At 59.2% G+C, this 20380-nt stretch carries 19 protein-coding genes and 1 pseudogene; 6 read left to right on the top strand and 14 right to left on the bottom strand.

The window, feature by feature from the left end:
- Window positions 1-104 precede the first annotated feature (104 nt).
- A complete protein-coding gene (locus tag M5B99_RS03515; RefSeq protein WP_123358038.1) occupies window positions 105-1322 on the top strand; it encodes an argininosuccinate synthase in 1218 nt (405 codons plus the stop codon).
- Window positions 1323-1385: 63 nt separating this feature from the next.
- On the opposite strand, the gene M5B99_RS03510 is transcribed toward M5B99_RS03515, so the two are convergent.
- On the bottom strand, window positions 1386-1928 hold the full coding sequence (locus M5B99_RS03510) for a hypothetical protein (RefSeq protein WP_248802667.1): 543 nt from the start codon (window positions 1926-1928) through the stop codon (window positions 1386-1388).
- Between the two features lie 888 nt (window positions 1929-2816).
- On the opposite strand from M5B99_RS03510, the gene M5B99_RS03505 reads away from it, so the two are divergent.
- Complete coding sequence (locus M5B99_RS03505; protein ID WP_040070340.1) at window positions 2817-3443, top strand: response regulator transcription factor; 627 nt, start codon at window positions 2817-2819, stop codon at window positions 3441-3443.
- Between the two features lie 189 nt (window positions 3444-3632).
- On the opposite strand, the gene M5B99_RS03500 is transcribed toward M5B99_RS03505, so the two are convergent.
- The 5 genes and pseudogenes from M5B99_RS03500 to metG all read right to left on the bottom strand — a co-directional run bounded on the left by M5B99_RS03500 (window position 3633) and on the right by metG (window position 7767).
- Window positions 3633-3812, bottom strand: a complete 180-nt coding sequence (locus M5B99_RS03500) for a PA3496 family putative envelope integrity protein (protein ID WP_040070339.1) — start codon at window positions 3810-3812, stop codon at window positions 3633-3635.
- Window positions 3813-3918: 106 nt separating this feature from the next.
- Window positions 3919-4557, bottom strand: a complete 639-nt coding sequence (gene nth, locus M5B99_RS03495; RefSeq protein ID WP_248802666.1) for an endonuclease III — start codon at window positions 4555-4557, stop codon at window positions 3919-3921.
- A 120-nt stretch (window positions 4558-4677) separates the two neighbouring features.
- Window positions 4678-4833, bottom strand: a complete 156-nt coding sequence (locus M5B99_RS03490; RefSeq protein WP_248802665.1) for a hypothetical protein — start codon at window positions 4831-4833, stop codon at window positions 4678-4680.
- 1 nt (window position 4834) lies between these two features.
- Window positions 4835-5650: pseudogene (rsxB, locus tag M5B99_RS03485) on the bottom strand (electron transport complex subunit RsxB); the annotation flags it as partial.
- Window positions 5651-5715: 65 nt separating this feature from the next.
- A complete protein-coding gene (metG, locus tag M5B99_RS03480) occupies window positions 5716-7767 on the bottom strand; it encodes a methionine--tRNA ligase (RefSeq protein WP_248802664.1) in 2052 nt (683 codons plus the stop codon).
- A gap of 338 nt (window positions 7768-8105) precedes the next feature.
- Here metG and apbC point away from each other — a divergent pair, with 338 nt between their 5' ends.
- Complete coding sequence (apbC, locus tag M5B99_RS03475; RefSeq protein WP_248802663.1) at window positions 8106-9200, top strand: iron-sulfur cluster carrier protein ApbC; 1095 nt, start codon at window positions 8106-8108, stop codon at window positions 9198-9200.
- 132 nt (window positions 9201-9332) lie between these two features.
- On the opposite strand, the gene M5B99_RS03470 is transcribed toward apbC, so the two are convergent.
- Window positions 9333-9542, bottom strand: coding sequence for a cold-shock protein (locus M5B99_RS03470; RefSeq protein WP_002554837.1), 210 nt, complete (start codon window positions 9540-9542; stop codon window positions 9333-9335).
- 374 nt (window positions 9543-9916) lie between these two features.
- Between M5B99_RS03470 and dcd the strand changes: the two genes are divergently transcribed.
- The 3 genes from dcd (at window position 9917) to M5B99_RS03455 (ending at window position 12017) form a co-directional block, all read left to right on the top strand.
- Window positions 9917-10483, top strand: a complete 567-nt coding sequence (gene dcd / locus M5B99_RS03465) for a dCTP deaminase (RefSeq protein WP_100944471.1) — start codon at window positions 9917-9919, stop codon at window positions 10481-10483.
- A gap of 106 nt (window positions 10484-10589) precedes the next feature.
- Window positions 10590-10823, top strand: a complete 234-nt coding sequence (locus M5B99_RS03460) for a hypothetical protein (RefSeq protein WP_248802662.1) — start codon at window positions 10590-10592, stop codon at window positions 10821-10823.
- Window positions 10824-11273: 450 nt separating this feature from the next.
- A complete protein-coding gene (locus M5B99_RS03455) occupies window positions 11274-12017 on the top strand; it encodes a transporter substrate-binding domain-containing protein (RefSeq protein ID WP_248802781.1) in 744 nt (247 codons plus the stop codon).
- A gap of 148 nt (window positions 12018-12165) precedes the next feature.
- Here M5B99_RS03455 and M5B99_RS03450 read toward each other — a convergent pair whose 3' ends face one another.
- The 7 genes from M5B99_RS03450 to M5B99_RS03420 form a co-directional block, all read right to left on the bottom strand.
- The gene (locus M5B99_RS03450) at window positions 12166-12930 is read right to left on the bottom strand and encodes an ABC transporter ATP-binding protein (RefSeq protein ID WP_248802661.1); all 765 of its coding nucleotides are present in this window, start codon (window positions 12928-12930) and stop codon (window positions 12166-12168) included.
- Window positions 12931-12937: 7 nt separating this feature from the next.
- On the bottom strand, window positions 12938-14056 hold the full coding sequence (locus M5B99_RS03445) for a succinylglutamate desuccinylase/aspartoacylase family protein (RefSeq protein WP_248802660.1): 1119 nt from the start codon (window positions 14054-14056) through the stop codon (window positions 12938-12940).
- An 11-nt stretch (window positions 14057-14067) separates the two neighbouring features.
- A complete protein-coding gene (locus M5B99_RS03440; protein ID WP_248802659.1) occupies window positions 14068-14778 on the bottom strand; it encodes an ABC transporter permease in 711 nt (236 codons plus the stop codon).
- Window positions 14775-15503 (bottom strand): ABC transporter permease, encoded by a 729-nt coding sequence (locus tag M5B99_RS03435; RefSeq protein WP_248802658.1) that lies wholly within the window; start codon window positions 15501-15503, stop codon window positions 14775-14777. Before M5B99_RS03435 ends, M5B99_RS03440 begins: the two co-directional genes overlap by 4 nt.
- 58 nt (window positions 15504-15561) lie before the next feature.
- Entirely contained in the window at window positions 15562-16341 is a 780-nt protein-coding gene (locus tag M5B99_RS03430; protein WP_248802657.1) for a transporter substrate-binding domain-containing protein, read from the bottom strand.
- Window positions 16342-16697: 356 nt separating this feature from the next.
- Window positions 16698-18323: a methyl-accepting chemotaxis protein gene (locus M5B99_RS03425; protein WP_248802656.1), complete on the bottom strand. Its 1626-nt coding sequence runs from the start codon at window positions 18321-18323 to the stop codon at window positions 16698-16700.
- 466 nt (window positions 18324-18789) lie between these two features.
- A complete protein-coding gene (locus M5B99_RS03420) occupies window positions 18790-19983 on the bottom strand; it encodes a YncE family protein (RefSeq protein ID WP_248802655.1) in 1194 nt (397 codons plus the stop codon).
- Between the last annotated feature and the right edge of the window lie 397 nt (window positions 19984-20380).

Below are 20380 nucleotides of genomic sequence, written 5' to 3'. Positions count from 1 at the left end.
ACATTATCTGTCGCTTTGCCGTCCTAAGCTGTCGCGCCTCTGTAAATCCACCGGTTTGAGCGGTAGAATCGACGCCTTTCCGTACAACCCCGTGGAGTGATGGCATGGCCGACGTAAACAAGGTCGTTCTGGCGTATTCCGGCGGCCTGGACACTTCGGTGATCCTCAAGTGGCTGCAGGATACTTATAACTGTGAAGTGGTGACCTTCACCGCTGACCTGGGTCAGGGCGAAGAGGTCGAACCTGCACGTGCCAAGGCGCAAGCCATGGGCGTGAAAGAGATCTACATCGACGACCTGCGCGAAGAGTTCGTGCGTGATTTCGTGTTCCCGATGTTTCGTGCCAATACCGTCTACGAAGGCGAGTACCTGCTGGGTACCTCCATCGCACGTCCGCTGATTGCCAAGCGCCTGATCGAAATCGCCAACGAAACCGGCGCTGACGCCATTTCCCACGGCGCCACCGGCAAGGGCAACGACCAGGTCCGTTTCGAACTGGGTGCCTATGCCCTCAAGCCAGGAGTGAAAGTCATTGCTCCGTGGCGTGAATGGGACCTGCTGTCCCGTGAAAAGCTGATGGATTACGCTGAAAAGCACAACATCCCGATCGAGCGTCACGGCAAGAAAAAATCCCCGTACTCGATGGATGCCAACCTGCTGCACATCTCCTATGAAGGCGGCGTGCTGGAAGACACCTGGACCGAGCACGAAGAAGACATGTGGCGTTGGACCGTCTCCCCGGAGAACGCGCCTGACAAGCCGCAGTACCTGGAACTGACCTACCGCAACGGCGATATCGTCGCGCTGGACGGCGTCGAAATGACCCCGGCCACCGTGCTGGCGACCTTGAACCGTATCGGTGGCGAACACGGTATCGGTCGTCTGGATATCGTCGAGAACCGCTATGTGGGCATGAAATCCCGCGGCTGCTACGAAACCCCAGGCGGCACCATCATGCTGCGCGCGCACCGGGCGATCGAGTCGATCACCCTGGACCGTGAAGTCGCGCATCTGAAAGACGAGCTGATGCCCAAGTACGCCAGCCTGATCTATACCGGCTACTGGTGGAGCCCTGAGCGTCTGATGCTGCAGCAGATGATCGATGCCTCTCAGGCCCACGTGAATGGTGTGGTTCGCCTGAAGCTGTACAAGGGCAACGTCATCGTCACTGGTCGCAAGTCCGACGAGTCGCTGTTCGATGCCAACATCGCCACCTTCGAAGAAGACGGCGGTGCCTACAACCAGGCCGACGCGGCCGGCTTCATCAAGCTCAATGCACTGCGCATGCGCATTGCGGCGAACAAGGGTCGCAAGTTGTTCTGATTACTTGTTGGTCTGAAAAGCCCCGGCCTCTTGGCCGGGGTTTTTTTTGCCGTCGGGAGGGCACTATTCATCCCGATGGTCGGTACGGTGGTTGAGTTCGAATCGGTAGTTTTTCCCGAGTTCGCAGACCTGGCGCACGGTCAGGTCGAGTTTTTGTGCGATTTCGATGGCGGTGTAACCGAGCGCGCAATAGTGCATGGCATGTCCGGCAATGGCATCCTGGGTGAACTCCGCGGTTGCAGAGTGCGATGCCCGGTATTTCCGAGTGAGGTGCAGGGAGCGGCTTTGGCTGATCTTCAAGCCGTTTTCCCGCGCCATGCGCTTTATCTCGCTCTTGTTCATCTTGAGCGAGTACTGCAGGGCGCAGATACCCGCCCCTTTGGTAATCAGCTCGCGCAGCAGTTCGGCTTTACGTGCTCTTTCCTGTTCCTCTTCCTCCGACGCCGGGGAGTGATTGCCAGTGTCCGGAGGGGCGTGCTCGCAGACCGGGCCTTGCACATGATCGATGGTGCCGCCGCGTTTGAGGAAATCGTCAATGGCCAGATCCAGGTCAAGATCCAGGTGTCTGTGTGGAGTGAGATGCTTTTTGAATGTGTGGTCGTTCATTATATATGGCCTGCTCGTCCGAGTCGTGGGATAGACCTTTGCTAATGTCATTCGATGTTAGGAGTTGAATAAGCGATTGGGTGGTGTTCGAAGGTCTTGAAGTGAGTCAACAAGTATCGAGTTTGCCGCCCGCAAAGAAAGGATCAAGTCAGACAGGGTTGTTTTCGGGCTGCGCTTGTAGAATTGAAGGTAAGCGTTCTTGGTAGGGCGTAGTCCATTTCCTATTATTTTTATCGATTGTGAATTGGCGTTTTTAAAGTGTGAGGTTTGGGGGCTGTTGGCGTCGGCGCTCGGGGTTTATATAAGTTGGGTGGCTCAGGGCGTGCTGTATAGGGATGGGCAGGGTGGTCGTGAAAGTTGTCAAACGTTTCCGGCGACCGGACATTAGAGTAAACATCTTTTTGATAATGCCGTCCTTACTTATGTGTATACCGGGCGACTCTATAGCCGTCCCCCCGAATGCTCTGCCGTGCGGCCGCCGCCAGGCCCGCCAGGCCGCGCGGCTTCGCGGGAGAAAGGCCGGGGACCGGGTTTGCCGCGTAGGGCCTCATTATTTCTTGTTGCAGAAATCCATTAGACACGCCATCACCTGGCGTTCTAATGTTTGAGTCCGGCAAAGCGAAACGAGGTGAAGTCGTTTTGCTGGAGGCCATAATGAAACTCTCCAGGAGTGGGGCGTTATCGTGGATTGTATGGCTTCCGGACGACCGGCAGCTCTGCGAGGCGTTGCACTTTTTTTGAGGGTGCTTTTTTTGTAGGGCAAATCTCTGTTGTTTGTAGGGAATGTCTTTGGCTGGTACTGCCCGGTGGAGGCGCTATGCCCAGGAGGGTATGACTAGGCTATTGTGCTGACTCTGAAAATTCGAACAGCGAAAATTGGACTTGCCCATGAATAAAGTGCTGATCGTGGATGATCATCCCGTCATTCGTCTTGCTGTACGTATGCTGATGGAACGTCATGGCTACGAAGTCATTGCGGAGACGGATAACGGTGTAGATGCTTTACAGTTGGCGCGGGAACATGCGCCGGACATTGTTATACTCGATATCGGGATCCCCAAACTGGACGGGCTGGAAGTCATTGCCCGTTTAACGTCTATGGGACTTTCTTTCAAAGTTCTGGTGTTGACCTCGCAGGCTCCCGGGCATTTTTCCATGCGTTGCATGCAGGCCGGTGCCGCGGGGTATGTGTGCAAGCAGCAGGATCTGACCGAAATGCTCAGCGCCATCAAGGCGGTGCTGTCCGGCTACAGCTATTTCCCCAACCAGGCATTGCACACGGTGCGTTCCAGCCTGGGGAATGCCAGCGAGGCCGATATGGTCAATCGGCTTTCCGGTCGTGAAATGATGGTGTTGCAGCAATTGGCCAGAGGCAAGAGCAACAAGGAAATTGCCGATGGCATGTTCTTGAGCAACAAGACCGTCAGCACCTACAAAACGCGCTTATTGCTCAAGCTCAATGCCCGCTCGCTGGTGGATCTGATCGAACTGGCACAGCGCAATGGCCTGGTTTAACCACAGGCATTTGGCAAAGGACGCTTGAAGGCGAAGGGGGAAGGGAGCAGGGACGACGAGGAAAACCCTGGTATTTAGCCGGCAGGAGAGGGCCGCCGGTATGGCATCGATGATGCTGCGTGTGAACAACGACACCTCTACAAACCGAAAAGCCTCCGCAAAGGAGGCTTTTGAGTGGGCGCGCGTTAATTACAAATCAAAATCATAATCTGCCAATTGCTTTTGCAGGCGACGCTCTTCCAGCAGGTTATCGATGGTGCGGCGCTTGCTGAGGTTGGTTTTGGCGACCTCCACCACGGGTTCGCTGTCCTCGGTTTCGGCAGCGATGAAGTCGTCTTCTACGTCCAATTGCTCTTTGTCGGTGCTCATAACATAACTCCGGGCTAAGACTGCCGTTGGCGCCCCTTATATCGATAAATGCCGGCCCGGTAAAAAAGATTTTTTCAATCGCTTCATTGATAAAAGCAATAGTGCCTCAATCGTCCGAGGTCTTGTCCTTGTAATCACACAGGTCTTCGATCCGGCAACTGCCACAACGGGGTTTGCGCGCCTGGCAGACATAGCGCCCATGGAGGATCAACCAGTGGTGGGCGTCGAGCAGGTAGGGTTTGGGCACGAACTTCATCAATTGCTTCTCGACCTCTACCACATCTTTGCCCGGCGCCAGGCCGGTGCGGTTGCTGACCCGGAAAATATGCGTGTCGACGGCCATGGTCAGCTGCCGGAACGCGGTGTTGAGCACCACGTTGGCGGTCTTGCGGCCGACGCCGGGGAGCGCCTCCAGGGCTTCGCGGGTTTGCGGTACCTCGCCGCCGTGGTTTTCCATCAGCAAGCGGCAGGTTTCGATCACGTTCTTGGCCTTGCTGTTGAACAGGCCGATGGTCTTGATATATGCCGACAATCCTTCGACCCCAAGGGCGTGGATGGCTTGCGGGGTGTTGGCCACGGGATAGAGCTTGGCGGTTGCCTTGTTCACGCTGACGTCGGTGGCCTGGGCGGAGAGAATCACCGCGATCAACAGTTCAAAGGGGCTCGAGTAGGCCAGTTCGGTCTTGGGATCGGGATTGTCTTCGTGGAATCTGCGAAAGATCTCCAGGCGTTTGGCGGCGTTCATGGGGCGGTGGATTCCTTTAAGGTTGTGCACAGCACCCGTAGGAACATGGCTTGCCAAGACTTCGGAGCGCAGCGCATGTGTCCTCAAGGCCACCCAAAGCTGCGCTGGCAAGCCATGCTCCTACAGGTTCCATTGTGTACTCAAGCGTGAATTCTGTTTGATCGATCTGCCTGGCTTCCAGGCCGGTCTGGCGGCCAGCGGCAGGCCCGGGAAGATAAAGGCCCCCGGCGTCAGGCTGGCCAGGCGCGGGCCGTTGGTGCTTTCAAGGCGCAGCATGGGCTGCCTCGGCGCTGCGCAGGGCCTGTTCCGCGGCCTCGAATTGCTGTTGCAACAGCACCAGTTGTGCGGCCTGTTCGGCGATCGGCGGATGGCCGAAGGCTTTCAGCGATTTGTTCAACTGCGCCCGGCTCATGGCCAGATTGATCTTGGCTTTTTTCAGCGCCGCGTCGGCGGCCTCGGCTTTCTGCGCCTTGATTCGCGCAATGGCGTCCTGCAGCGGGTTGCTCGCAACGGGCTCGGGTTGCACCGCACGCTGCGTGCGGGCCAAGCGTTCGGCCTGCTTGCGCTGTTCTTCGGCCTGTAGCCGGGCGTTACGGTTTTCGAAGCGCCGACGGGCTCGATTGCGTTTCTCCGTGCGTGCCTGTCGCTCTTCGGTGCTGTTGGCCAAGCCACCGACCACGGGCACGATCTGGGCGACGGGCAGCGGATGCATCTCAATGCAATCCACCGGGCAGGGCGCCACGCACAGGTCGCAGCCGGTGCACTCGTCGACGATCACGCTGTGCATCCACTTGGCCGCGCCGACAATGGCATCCACCGGGCAGGCCTGGATGCACTTGGTGCAGCCGATGCACTCGGCCTCGCGGATAAACGCAACCTGGGCTGGGGCGCTGCCGCGTTCAGGGTCCAGCAGCAGAACTGGTACGTGCAGCAGTTCGGCCAGGGCGGCAATGGTTTCGCCGCCGCCCGGCGGGCACTTGTTGATCGCTTCGCCCTGGGCGATGCCTTCGGCGTAGGGCTTGCAACCCGGGTGCCCGCATTTACCGCATTGGGTCTGCGGCAGCAGGGCATCGATACGTTGAATCAGGCTCATGGTTTGACCAATCTTGCGACATCGCGGGTCATGATTGCGCATGACCCGCGAGCAGGGGCGGGCGGTTACTTGATCCGCTGGCCTGGCTTGGCGCCGGTGTCCGGGCTCAGCAGGTAGATTTCCTCACCGCCGGGGCCGGCCGCCATCACCATGCCTTCGGAGATGCCAAAGCGCATTTTCCGTGGCTTGAGGTTGGCGATCATCATGGTCAGGCGACCTTCCAGTTCGGCCGGGTTCGGGTAGGCGCTCTTGATCCCGGAGAACACGTTGCGTTGCTCATCGCCAATATCCAGGGTCAGGCGCAGCAGCTTGTCCGCACCCTCGACGGCTTCGGCCTTGAGAATCAGCGCGACGCGCAGGTCGACGGCGGCGAAGGCGTCGAAGTCGATTTCCGCCGACAGCGGGTCTTTGGCCAGTTCGCCGTTGCCTTGTGGGGCGGCGCTACCGGTATCGGTCTGGCTGGCGGTGAGGTCTTCTTTCGAGGCATCGCTCATGGCTTGCACTTTTACCGGGTCGATACGGGTCATCAATGGCTTGAACGCGTTCAACTGATGGTTGGCGAGCAAGGTGGCGTGATCGTTCCAGGTCAGCGGCGCGACATTCAGGAACGCTTCGGCGTCGGCGGCCAGCAGCGGCAGTACCGGCTTGAGGAAGATGATCAACTGGCGGAACAGGTTGATGCCCACGGCGCAGACGGCCTGGACTTCATCCTGCTTGCCTTCCTGCTTGGCCAGGGACCAGGGCGCCTTGTCGGCGATCCAGGCGTTGGCGCGGTCGGCCAAGCCCATGATTTCGCGCATGGCCCGGGCGAAATCCCGTGCCTCGTAGGCCTCGGCGATGCTCGGGGTGGCGGCCAGGAACGCGTCGGTCAGCTCCGGCGCGGCGTTGCCGGCCACCAGCACGCCGGCATTGCCCTTGTGGATAAAGCCGGCGCAACGGCTGGCGATGTTGACCACCTTGCCCACCAGGTCCGAGTTGACCTTCTGCACGAAGTCTTCCAGGTTCAGGTCGAGGTCGTCGACGCCTTTGCCCAGCTTGGCCGCGTAGTAGTAGCGCAGGTATTCCGGGGACAGGTGGTCCAGGTAGGTCCGAGCCTTGATGAAGGTGCCGCGGGACTTGGACATTTTCTGGCCGTTGACGGTCAGGTAGCCGTGCACGTTGATCCCGGTCGGCTTGCGGTAGCCCGAGCCTTCGAGCATCGCCGGCCAGAACAGGGCGTGGAAGTTGACGATGTCCTTGCCGATGAAGTGGTACAGCTCGGCTGTCGAGTCCTTGCCCCAGAACGCATCGAAGTCCAGGTCCGGGCGCCGTGCGCAGAGGTTCTTGAAGCTGGCCATGTAACCGATCGGCGCGTCCAGCCAGACGTAGAAATACTTGCCCGGCTCATCCGGGATCTCGAAGCCGAAATACGGTGCATCGCGGGAGATGTCCCACTGTTGCAGACCGGCATCCAGCCATTCGGCGATCTTGTTCGCCACGGCGTCCTGCAGGGTGCCGCTGCGGGTCCAGGTTTGCAGCATGGCCTGGAAGTCCGGGAGCTTGAAGAAGAAGTGCTGGGAATCCTTGAGCACCGGCGTCGCCCCGGAAATCGCCGATTTCGGGTTTTTCAGGTCGGTCGGTGCGTAGGTGGCGCCGCATTTCTCGCAGTTGTCGCCGTACTGGTCTTCGGTGCCGCATTTCGGGCAGGTGCCCTTGATGAAACGGTCGGCCAGGAACATCTGCTTTTCCGGGTCGAAATACTGGGTGATCGAACGCGTGGCGATATGCCCGGCGTCGCGCAGGCGCAGGTAGATCTGACTCGACAGCTCGCGGTTTTCTTCGGCGTGGGTCGAGTGGAAGTTGTCGAACTCCACCAGGAAGTCGGCGAAGTCGCCGCTGTGTTCGAGCTGGACGTTGGCGATCAGTTGTTCCGGAGTGATGCCTTCCTTCTCGGCGCGCAACATGATGGCCGAGCCGTGGGCGTCGTCAGCGCAGACGTAGATGCATTGATTGCCGCGGTGCTTCTGGAATCGCACCCACATGTCCGTCTGGACATACTCGACCATGTGGCCAAGGTGAATGGAACCATTGGCATAGGGCAGGGCGCTGGTGACGAGGATCTGGCGTGGCTCGGACATGGGGCTCGGCTACTTGAAGTGAAACGGAGATCGGCCACTATAAAGCCCCGGCGCACATAATTCACCCCTTGCAGCCTTGCCCGGAGATTGTTCCGCCCGGGGGATTTGAAACCTGGTGCGGTTTTGTGGCGAGCGGGCTTGCCCGCGTTCGACTGCGCAGCCGTCGTAAAACCTGTGCACTCGGCCTGCCTGAGACACTGCGGATGCTGGTTTCAGGGGCGCTTCGCACCCCAGCGCGGGCAAGCCCGCTCGCCACAAATGATTGTCTGGCATGTCTCTGCGCTCCAGAACAGTTAGGATAGCTGTCTGTTTTACTCAGTCTTTTTCGGGAGTTGCCCATGAGCGCAGTCAATCGCGCAGCGGTGGAGGCCGTCCTTCGCCAGTACACCGACCCTTATCTGAACCAGGACCCCGTCAGCGCCGGCTGTGTGCGGGCCATCGATATCCAGGGGGATCGGGTGGCGATCCAACTGGAACTGGGTTATGCCGCCGGCCTGTTCAAGAGCGGCTGGGCGCAGATGCTGCAGATGGCCGTCGAGGGCCTGGATGGCGTGGCCTCGGCCAAGGTCGAGATCGACTGCGTGATTGCCGCGCACAAGGCCCAGGCGCAGATTCCGGGCCTGGCCAACGTCAAGAACGTAGTGGCGGTGGCATCGGGCAAGGGCGGAGTGGGCAAGTCGACCACGGCGGCCAACCTGGCGCTGGCGCTGGCCCGCGAAGGGGCTCGGGTCGGGATTCTCGACGCGGATATCTACGGGCCGAGCCAGGGCATCATGTTCGGCGTTGCCGAAGGCACGCGGCCGAAGATCAAGGATCAGAAATGGTTCGTACCCATCGAGTCCCATGGCGTGGAAGTGATGTCCATGGCTTTCCTCACCGACGACAACACGCCGATGGTCTGGCGCGGCCCGATGGTTTCCGGGGCCCTGCTGCAGTTGGTGACCCAGACCGACTGGGGCAATCTGGACTACCTGGTGATCGATATGCCGCCGGGCACTGGCGATATCCAACTGACCCTGGCACAGAAGGTTCCGGTGGCCGGTGCGGTGATTGTCACCACTCCACAGGACCTGGCCTTGCTGGACGCGCGCAAGGGCGTGGAAATGTTCCGTAAGGTGAATATTCCGGTGCTGGGTGTCGTGGAAAACATGGCGGTGCATATCTGCTCGAACTGCGGTCATGCCGAACATCTGTTCGGTGAAGGCGGCGGTGAGAAGTTGGCGAGCCAGTATGGCGTCGAGCTGCTGGCCTCGTTGCCGCTGTCGATGGTCATTCGCGAGCAGGCCGACGGCGGCAAGCCGACGGTGATCGCCGAGCCGGACAGTCAGATCGCCATGGTCTACCAGGAATTGGCGCGGCACGTGGGCGCGCGGATCGTGTTGCAGGAAGCGGTCAGCCAGGCGATGCCGAATATCACCATCAGCGACGATTGATAAGGCGCGGGCCCGTGTGGCGAGCGGGCAAGCCCGCTCGCCACAGAGGTATGCTCGACTTCAATGCAAAACACCCGGGCACAAAAAAGCCCCGCTTTTGAGGGCGGGGCTTTTTTACTGGATCAGTACAAGTTAGATAACTTGAACTTCTTCAGCTTGCATGCCTTTCTGACCGCGGGTAGCGATGAAAGAAACCTGTTGGCCTTCTTTCAGGCTTTTGAAGCCGTCGGATTGGATTGCTTTGAAGTGTACGAACAGGTCGTCACCGGATTGTGGGGTGATGAAGCCGAAGCCTTTTTCATCGTTGAACCACTTAACGGTACCGGTTTGGCGATTAGACATTTGATGTCTCCTTGGACAAAGTTAACTGCGACTCAGGAAAAGCCCTGGCCGAGACTGAGTGCAAAGAGCAGGAAAAATTCTTGGAGATGGTTGGATCGAAATTCAACATCGTGTAGAGATTCTCAGTGACACAAGCAGCACAGTGGCGCCACCATACCCCACTTTCCGAGACGTGCCAATGGTCTTCACCAAGGTTTCGCCTATTTCGTGACTGATGGCGGTCAGACAGGGGGACAGCGTCGCGCAAATGACCGATTTGTCGGGCCCGGGGACAGCGTCATCGCGAGAAACGGCGTCGACGCTTTAACCCGGCGGCGCGCCCCGGTAAGATGCCGGACAGAATTTTTCCACCTCGTTATATCAGGACACCCGCCATGAGCATCAAATCGGACAAGTGGATTCGCCGCATGGCGCAAGAGCACGGCATGATCGAGCCCTTCGTCGAGCGCCAGGTGCGTGGCGAAGCCGACAACCGGGTGATTTCCTTCGGTGTCTCAAGCTATGGCTACGATGTGCGCTGCGCCGATGAATTCAAGGTGTTCACCAACATCAACTCGGCGACCGTCGATCCGAAAAACTTCGACGCGGGCAGCTTCGTCGATGTGAAAAGCGACGTCTGCATCATCCCGCCCAACTCCTTCGCCCTGGCCCGCACCGTCGAATATTTCCGTATTCCACGCAATGTGCTGACCATCTGTCTGGGCAAGAGCACCTATGCCCGTTGCGGGATCATCGTCAACGTCACGCCGTTGGAACCGGAATGGGAAGGCCACGTGACTCTGGAGTTTTCCAACACTACCACGCTGCCGGCGAAGATCTACGCCAACGAAGGCGTGGCGCAGATGTTGTTCCTGGAATCCGATGAAGAGTGCGAAGTGTCCTATAAGGACCGTGGCGGCAAATATCAGGGCCAGCGTGGCGTGACCCTGCCGCGTACCTGACGAAGGGCGCGTCGAAGCAGGGAATTCCTGGGCGTACGGGGACTCTATTGAGTGCACCGTTCCGGTTTGTGCAAGACGAACCGGCTTCAACGCCCAGGAGTCCCGCATGAAGATCGATCCAAGTATCAGTGCCCAACTGGCGAAACTGGAACCCAATCAAGTGGGTTTGTTGGCCTGGTCGTTGCTGGCGCATCCCCAGAGCCTGGCCAGCGGCATTCCGGGTATCCCGGGGCAGCCTGATCCCGATACGCCGCAACCCTTCGAGCCTTCCAAGCCCTCCCCGCCGCCCGAGCATGGCGAGCCGGAAATTCCCGATGAGACGCCGTCTCCTATTGCCTGAGCTGATCGCGTGCCGTGTCGACACCTGAAAAGGAGCATGGCTTGCCGGACCGCGGCGAAGGCGGCCTTGAGGCTAATGCCGATCAGTTAAGGCCGAACACGTTACCTGTGGGAGCAGAGCTTGCTCGCGAAGGGGCCCTTGAATCCGCTAAAAGCTTCGCGGTGCTGCGGCGATCCGACAAGCACCGCTTGCACAGTTACCGGGCGTTTCAGTAGTAACGGGCTGGCATTGGCCCTTGAGGCTGCCAAAAAGCTTCGCTGGCAAGCCATGCGCCTGCAGGACGCAGTCGACTCTCGATCGCATATACGATACAAATCCAGTGGCCAAGACCCAGAAAAAAGGCCACTCATGACATTTGCCATTCCCGAGTATTTTTCCCGCTGCCTGTTCGCCGGGCTGTTACTGGCCGGCACGGCTGTTGCCGCGCCGCAGCCGCCGAGCGGGAGCGCGATGTCCCAGCAGGAAGCCATCCACAGCCACCTCGACCGCATTGTCCAGCAAGGCGTGCTGCGCGTCGGCAGCACCGGTGACTACAAACCGTTCAGCTACAAGAGCGCGGATGGCTTCATCGGCCTCGATATCGAACTGGCCGAGGGGCTGGCGGCGTCCCTGGGGGTCAAGCTGGAACTGGTGCCGACCACCTGGCCGACGCTGATGGGCGATCTGCAGGCCGACAAGTTCGACCTGGCGATCAGCGGGATCTCGGTGAACATGGAGCGCCAGAAGCAGGCGTTTTTCTCGCAGCCTTACCAGCGTGACGGCAAGACGCCGATCACCCTCTGCTCCCGGCAGCAGGAATTCCAGACCCTGGCCCAGATCGACCGGCCGAATGTCCGGGCGATCGTCAATCCCGGCGGGACCAATGAGAAGTTTGCCCGGGCCAACCTCAAGCAGGCGCAGATCCTGGTGCATCCGGACAATGTGACGATTTTCCAGCAGATCGTCGACGGCAAGGCCGACCTGATGATGACCGATGCCGTGGAAACCCGGGTACAGCAGAAGTTGCATCCGCAGCTATGCGCGGTGCACCCGGATCAGCCGTTCGACTTCTCCGAGAAGGCCGTGTTGCTGCCGCGGGACATCGTGCTCAAGCAGTATGTCGACCAGTGGTTGCACCAGGACATGGAAAGCGGCCGTTTCGCCAAGCGCCTGGAGACGTGGCTGGCCTATCCATGGCCGGCGGCGCACGGCTGAAGAGCCGCGATCTTGATGAAGGGCTTGTGTGGGGGCCGATTGCCCTTGTGGGAGCGGAGCTTGCCCGCGAGGAGGCCCGTGAGGACGCCAAAAGCTTCGCGGGCAAGCTCCGCTCCCACAAAAGCAGCCTTCACGAGAGCCGTTTTGATTACTTCAGGTTGCCGCTGAGGAACTGCCGCAACCGCTCGCTCTGCGGATTGCCCAGCACATCGTCCGGCGCGCCTTGCTCTTCCACCAGACCCTGGTGCAGGAACAGCACCTGGCTGGAGACCTTGCGGGCGAAGCTCATCTCATGGGTCACCATGATCATGGTCCGACCCTCCTCGGCCAGCCCCTGGATCACCTTGAGCACTTCACCCACCAATTCCGGGTCCAGCGCCGAGGTCGGTTCGTCGAACAGCATCACTTCCGGCTCCATCGCCAGCGCCCGGGCAATCGCCACACGCTGTTGCTGGCCTCCGGATAGAAACGCCGGATACTGGCTGGCCACCCGGGCCGGCAGGCCGACTTTTTCCAGGTAGCGGTGGGCGCGCTCCTCGGCGTCTTTCTTGCTCACCCCCAGCACCCGCCGCGGAGCCATGGTGATGTTTTCCAGCACGCTCATGTGGCTCCACAGGTTGAAGTGCTGGAACACCATGGCCAGGCGGGTGCGCAGGCGCTGTAATTCGGCGTCGTCGGCGACGCGCATACCGTGCTTGTCGCTGACCATGCGGATCGCCTGGCCGTCGAGGGTCATGGCGCCGTCATTGGGTGTTTCGAGGAAGTTGATGCAGCGCAGGAAGGTACTCTTGCCCGAGCCGCTGGCGCCGATCAGGCTGATCACGTCGCCGGTCTTGGCCTTGAGCGAGACGCCCTTGAGCACCTGGTGTTCGCCATAGCTCTTGTGCAGGCCTTCAATGGTCAGTTTGTACATGGGCACCTCAAGGAGAAAGTAGATAGCCGCTGCGATAGGCTTCGCGGCCGGCGACATGGGCAATCACCATGCCGGCCGTGGCCATGCGGCGTAGCGAGCGGGCGTAGAGCAGGCCCGCCGCGCTGCAATGAACAGGGGTGACGCTGTCGCTGAGCGGGTCGATGATCTCGGCGATCAACTGCCCGGCTTCGAGGTATTGCCCCGGCATCGCGCAGAACACCAGCAGCCCGCCCACTGGCGTGCTCACCGGCTCGACGCCGGCCAGCGGCGTTGCCGGGTACGCCAGCTCTGGCAAGGGCGCGGGCTCGCCGGCGATGGCGCCGAAGCGGGTCAGGTAGTCGAGGATCGCCTGGCAGTCGAGACGTGCCTGGGGGTGATTCACATCACCCTGGCCGCGCAGTTCCACGGTCACCGAGAAGCTGCCCTGGGGAATCGCGAAACGTTCGCCAAAGCGCTGTCGCAGGTCCCACCAGAGCAGGGTGAAGCATTCGTCGAACGACTGGCCGCCGGAGTCGGTCGCCAGCAGGCTGGCTTGCGAGCCGATATGACGGGCCAGCGGTTCAACCTGCGGCCAGGCTTCGGGTGTGGTGTACAGATGGGCCACGGCTTCGAAGTCGCAATGCAGGTCCAGGACCATGTCCGCGTCGCAGGCCAGTTGTTGCAAAGCCAGGCGCTGGGATTGCAGCTGGGTCGCGGGCACCTCCGCCGCCAGGGCGGCCTTGAGGTGGCTGCGGATCAGTTGCAGGTTGTGCACCGGATCGTTGTTGAGCTGTTCTTCGATCTGGTTGCCGATCTCGTCACTGAGATCGACGAACCAGCGATTGAAGTTCTGCCCGCTCTCCAGCTCATAGCGACCCAGCGGCACGTCCATCAGCACCTGTTCCAGGCCGATCGGGTTGGCCACCGGCACCAGCACGATTTCGCTGCGCAGTGCACCGGCCTGTTCCAGCTCGGCCAGGCGCTGCTTGAGGTGCCAGGCAACCAGCATGCCGGGCAGTTCGTCGGCGTGCAGGGACGACTGGATGTAGATTTTGCTTGCGGCCTGCTGCGGACCGAAATGAAAGCTGTGGATCTGCCGGGCGGTGCCCGGCAGGGGAGCCAGCAGCTCGTGAGTCAGATGACGCATGTTCTGCAATCCTAGTGGGCCGGGCCGAGGAAGGCCAGCCAGCGGCGCTCGGCCAGACGGAACAGACCGACCAGGGTAAAGGTGATCGTCAGGTAGATCAGCGCGGCGATTCCGAACGACTGGAAGGTCATGTAGGTCGCCGAGTTGGCGTCCCGGGCGATTTTCAGGATGTCCGGGATGGTCGCCGTGAACGCCACGGTGGTGGAGTGCAGCATCAGGATCACTTCGTTGCTGTAGTAGGGCAACGAGCGACGCAGGGCCGAGGGCATGATCACATAGGCGTAGAGTTTCCAGCCGCTCAGACCGTAGGCCTTGGCCGCCTCGACTTCACCGTGGTTCATGCTGCGGATCGCCCCGGCGAAGATCTCCGTGGTATAGGCGCAGGTGTTCAGGGCGAAGGCCAGGATGGTGCAGTTCATCGCATCGCGGAAGAACGAGTTCAGCAGCGGCTGCTCGCGGACCGCTTCCAGGCTGTAGATCCCGGTGTAGCAGATCAGCAATTGGATATACAGCGGCGTGCCGCGGAACAGGTAGGTGTAGAACTCCACCGGCCAGCGGATGCGGCGCTTGGGCGAGACCCGGGCGATGGACAACGGGATCGACACCAGGAAACCGAAGAAGATCGAGGCGCTGAGCAGCCACAGGGTCATGGCCAGGCCAGTGATGTGCTGGCCGTCGCTGTAGAGGAACGGCCGCCAGTATTGCTGCAGGAGTTCGATCATCGCACGGCCTCCCGGGCGCCCGCGGCATAGCGGCGTTCCAGCCAGCGCAGGACGTAGTTCGAAGCACTGGTAATGAGCAGGTAGATCAAGGCGGCGAGTACCAGGAAGTAGAACAGTTGATAAGTGCTCTTGCCCGCGTCCTGGGCAGCCTTGACCAGGTCGGCCAGGCCGATGATCGAGACCAGCGCGGTGGCCTTGAGGATCACCATCCAGTTATTGCCGATCCCCGGCAGGGCGAAGCGCATCATTTGCGGAAAGGTCACGAAGCGGAACCGCTGGGCCCGGGTCAGGCCATAGGCGGTGGCGGCTTCGAGCTGCCCGCGCGGCACGGCGAGAATCGCGCCACGAAAGGTTTCGGTGAAATAGGCACCGTAGATAAAGCCCAGGGTGATGACCCCGGCGGCAAACGGGTCAATCTCGATGTAGTCCCAGTCCATGGCGTCGGTCAGGGTCGAGAGCCAGGTTTGCAGGCTGTAGAAAATCAGCAGCATCAGCACCAGGTCGGGAACCCCGCGAATCAGCGTGGTGTAGAGCTGGGCCGGAATGCGCAACAGGCTGATGCTGGATAATTTGGCACTGGCGCCGAGCAGGCCCAGTAATACGCTGACCAGCAGCGAGAGGATGGAGAGCTGGACGGTCATCCAGGTGCCTTCCAGCAGGATCGGGCCAAAGCCCTTCAGGCTGAAGGCCGAAAGCCCCAGAGTTTGCAGGAGGTTGTCGAACATGAAAAATCAGACCTTTGGCAGTCGAAAAGGCGCCCCTCGGGCGAGGGGCGCCAAGGGATCACTTCCCGCTGTACAGGTTCAGGTCACCAAAGTTCTTTTTCTGGATTTCCGCGTACTTGCCATCTTTGTGTAACGCTTCGATACCTTTATCCAACAGAGCCTTCAGCTCTTTGTTACCTTTTTTGATACCGACCGCGGTTTTAGCTGGCAGCAGCGGATCGTCGATCGGCTTGCTGACTTCGTAGCCGGCGCCCGCTGGCGACTTCAGGAAGCCCAGTTCGGCTTGCAGCATATCCTGCACCGAAGCGTCGAGACGGCCGGAGGTCAGGTCAGCGTAAACCTGGTCCTGGTTGGCGTAGGCCTTGGTGGTCACACCGGCCTTGTCCAGTACTGCCTTGGCGTAGGCCTCCTGGATGGTGCCTTGCTCGTAGCCCACGGTTTTGCCCTTGAGGGACTCAGGCGTGGAGAAGTTCGCACCTTTTTTGAACACCAGGGAAGTCGGGCCGGAGAACAGCTCGCTGGAGAAATCGATGGCCTTCTGGCGGGCTTCGGTCACGGTCATCGACGAAATCACACCGTCGAATTTGTTGGCGTTGAGGCCCGGGATCATGCCATCGAAGTCACTTTCGACCCATTTGCACTTGACCTTCAGCTCGGCACAGATGGCGTTGCCCAGGTCGATGTCGAAGCCGACCAGGCTGCCGTCCGCGGCCTTGGATTCGAATGGCGCGTAGGAAGGATCGACGCCGAAGCGCAGTTCCTTGTATTCCTTGGCCATAGCGGAACCGGCGGCCATGCAGAGAGCCAGTGCAGAAAGGGTCAGCAATGCTTTTTTCATTATTTATTCCCTAAAAACCAATATGAGCGCTTGTGGCGCACTGAGTACTGTTACTGGAACGCGTATGACCTGATAAAAGTAGCAATTTCCGAACCAGAGTCACGAACAAGCGTTTTAAAAAGCAGGAATATGGCTACGAGCCAGCTAATAATGCCCGAAATTGGGCATAAAAAAATAAATGCCCTATATTGGTGCTTGGGTGGGTGAGAAAAGGGGGCGGTTGCCGACTGATGGGGGTAACACCTGTCATTGTGGCCTGGGGCCCGGGCCTGGACTGCCATTGTCTTCGACGCCATCAACTGTAGGAGAGGTATTCAAATGCTTGTGCCTACAACACCGACCCACCCGATCGACAATCAGATCACGAATCTGGCGACCATCGAATTCAAATCCACCGCCAGGCGCGACAGTTCCTGACTGGCGACGCTGGTCTGGTTGGCACCAGCGACCGACTGGGACGCCAGGTCGCGGATGTTCACCAGGTTGCGGTCCACTTCACGGGAGACCTGGGCCTGCTCTTCCGAGGCGCTGGCGATCACCAGGTTGCGCTCGTTGATCAGGTTGATCGAGTGGGTGATCTGCTCCAGGGCCACACCGGCGGCACGGGCCATTTCCAGGGTGCTCTGGGTCCGCTGGTTGCTCTGCTGCATCGATTGCACGGCCTGGCCGGTGCCATTCTGAATGCCGGCGACCATCTGCTCGATTTCCTTGGTCGACTGCTGGGTGCGATGGGCCAGCGCCCGCACTTCATCGGCCACCACGGCAAAACCGCGCCCGGCCTCGCCCGCCCGTGCCGCCTCGATGGCGGCGTTGAGGGCCAGCAGGTTGGTCTGTTCGGCAATCGCGCGGATCACGTCCAGCACCTGGCCAATGTCGCGGCCCTGGGTCGCCAACCCTTCGATCAGCACCGAGGTGCTTTGCACATCCTGGGTCATGACCAGGATCGCCTCCACCGTCTGGACGACACGGTCGCGTCCATCACGGGCCGCTTGATTGGACTGCTGCGAAGCTTCGGAGGTCGACACCGCGTTGCGCGCCACTTCTTCGACTGCGCTGGTCATTTCGTTGACCGCCGTGGCTGCCTGCTCGATCTCGTTGTTCTGCTGCTGCAGCCCGTGGGACGACTCCTCGGTCACCGCGCTGAGCTCTTCGGCCGCCGACGCCAACTGGGTGGCCGAACCGGAGATCTGTTCGATGGTCTTGCGCAGATTGCCTTGCATTGCCAACAACGCGCCGAGCAAACGGGCCGGCTCATCCTTGCCTTCAACGGCAATGGCCTTGGTCAAGTTACCGCCGGCAATGGTTTCAGCCGCTTCGACAGCCTTGTTCAGCGGTACGACGATGCTGCGGGTCAACAACCAGGCCAAGAGCACGGTCATCGCCGCCGCCAGAACCGAGACCAGAAGAATGCCGAGGCTGGCGTTGCTATATTGCTCGCCAGCTTGGTTCGATGCGTCCGTGGCCCCCTTCATGTTGATTTCCACCAACAGCTTGAGCTGCTCCTCCATCACATCCGAATTGGCCTTGAGCTGGTTTTTCATTAGGTTACCCAACTCCTCGACCTTGTTCTGGCGCGATAGCTCCAACGCCTGGTTCAGGCCTCCTATATAAGTATCGAGCGTCGCGGCGAACGCCTTGTACTTGGCCCGCGCATCCCCATCAGCCATTAACTCTGCGTAGGCTTTCTCGTCCTTGCGAACTTTGTCGATCAGACCAACGATGCGCGGATACTCGCTCTGCAAGGACTCGGGCTCACGGTTGATCAGAATCCGATAGAACACAATACGCATACGCAGAATGTATTCGCCCACATTGTCCAGATATTTCACGCTGGGCAGTTGATGGGTATACATATCAACGGACGCTTGACGAATCACCGTCATACGAGTTTGGGAAAAGACCCCTAGCACAATGACCAGTAGTGCAATGAATGCGAAACCGAGAAAGGCGCGAGGAGCGATTTTCATATTTCGTAGGGACATGGACTGCTCTCTTATAGACGTGAGGATACCTGCTTCCATACCGGAGATGCACCAGATAACAACAGGCGATACTGACAGTGCCGCCCCACGTCTTCCATCGACAACAGGCTTGGGCGGACTATCGGCGGGCGCTGTAGATTTATTAGGGAAACTCTGAAAAAACGTACTCACCTCAGACGAACCGGACATTTAAACCCTGATGAAACAGATGTTCTTCGCCGACTCGAACACACCGGAAAACGTAAACAGACCCGGCGCGGGTGAGGTCATCTCGTTGCATTCCCTGCTGGAATTCATACAGGTCAGGTACATGACCAGGATGGCAATGGGAGGACAGGTAAAAGCTATTGCGCATCAGCATTCGAGACGATACCGATCAAGCGCTTTTTCTGGAGACAAGACGACCGACAGCCTTGCGCGCCGCCTGTATTGGCGACGCGCAAGGCTGGACGATCAGGATGAAAAATCAGTTACCTGGTTCGAAGACGGCAACGCAACCATCACAACCACCGCCCTTCGCGCCGAGCGGCACGAAGACGTGGTTATTCTTCTCGCTGACAGCGACCGAATGCGGGGTGCCGCCAGGCAGTTTTATGCGCTGGACGAGGGTGTTGGATTTCGCGTCGATGACGCCGAGTTCCGGGGCACCTGGCATGTTGCGCGAAGCGCTGTAATATTGATTGACTTTGGGATTGTAGGCGACCATGTCGGCTGCACCGAGACCAGGAATGACCTTGACCAGCGAACCGTCGGTTTTCATGACCACGAGCACCGGCTTCAGGCCGCCGTCCTTGCTCCCCGCGTCGCAACCCAATAGCAGATTTGCGCCAGGTCCTTTCACCAGCCCATTGGGATGGCAGTCATCCACAGGCATCAGTTTCTCGAGCTTGCCGCTGCTCGGGTCGATGACGGCGACTGCGCCCTTGGCCTTATCCTTCTTCAACTCGGGAACCGAAACATAGAACTTCTTCGTCACAGCATCGTAGATAGGCTGCTCGACTCCGTCCGTGGCATCCTCAAAAACAATCTTGGACACGACTTTATGCCCGGCCTCAGTCGAGAACAGCGTCAGGAACGGCGGCTCGTCAGCATTGTTGCCGACAATCACAACGTGGGCGTCCGGATCGTATGCCATCTCGTCAACCCGGGCCTTTCCGCCGGTCGAAAGGGTATCAGTGACTTTTTTCGTCTTGAGGTCGATGACCTTCACAGTACTGTCGCCGTCGCCAGCCCACAAATCGCCGCCAGCGACGACGACACCGTTCGGACCCGATACAGAACTGCTCTTCAATTGCCCTACGAATCCGCCGGGCAGCCGATCGACCATTTTGCCGCTGGTGACATCGAACACGTCGACAGACTTGTTGGATCTATCGGCCAAATAGTAAAGGTTGGTTGCCTGATCGACGTAGGTGATGTCGAAGCCGTTGAGCGGTTCGCCTGGAACTTCCAATTTTCCGGTCTGTTTCAGATCAGCAGCACTCACTGAAGTGGCAATTAAGCTCAAGGCCCATATTGCAGTTGCACAACCCAACAATTTCCGCTGCATATCGTATTTTCTCCAGAGTTCTTCGGATGTTTTTTTTATTTGTTTCCAGTAAGTCGCCCCTGGCCAACCGAGACGTCTAACACTTTCGACCGCCTGGTTAATTTCGGTCAAATGAATACATGGTGTCAATATTAGATATACTTACATGTGCAGATTGCGCGCTTTTAGGAAATATTATTACTTGCGGTCGCGCTATTCTGGCAGCGTTACAATGCTCGAACCGCCCTCGTTCAAAACATGTTCCGTTCAATCAACGGCGAGCCTGACGGAATCATTAATCCGACATGGCCTTTTCATAAGTACTCACGCTTTATTTCGCCCAAACACGCCCCGCTGAAGTCTTCAGAGAAATATACTCCGCGCCCGTTTATTCAATACCCGGGCTCTGGGCAATCAACCATAAAAAAACCTGCGCAGCTATTTAAAGTCTCATGCCTGAAAAACCTCATCCAGGGAATGATGCTGGATGATCATGCCCCCCTATAGGGGCTACGCCCCTGCATATACA

The sequence above is a fragment of the Pseudomonas sp. MWU13-2100 genome, assembly GCF_023242365.1.
GTDB lineage: Bacteria > Pseudomonadota > Gammaproteobacteria > Pseudomonadales > Pseudomonadaceae > Aquipseudomonas.
Note: the sequence above shows the minus strand (reverse complement) of the source record. Positions and strands in the feature narration are given on the sequence as shown.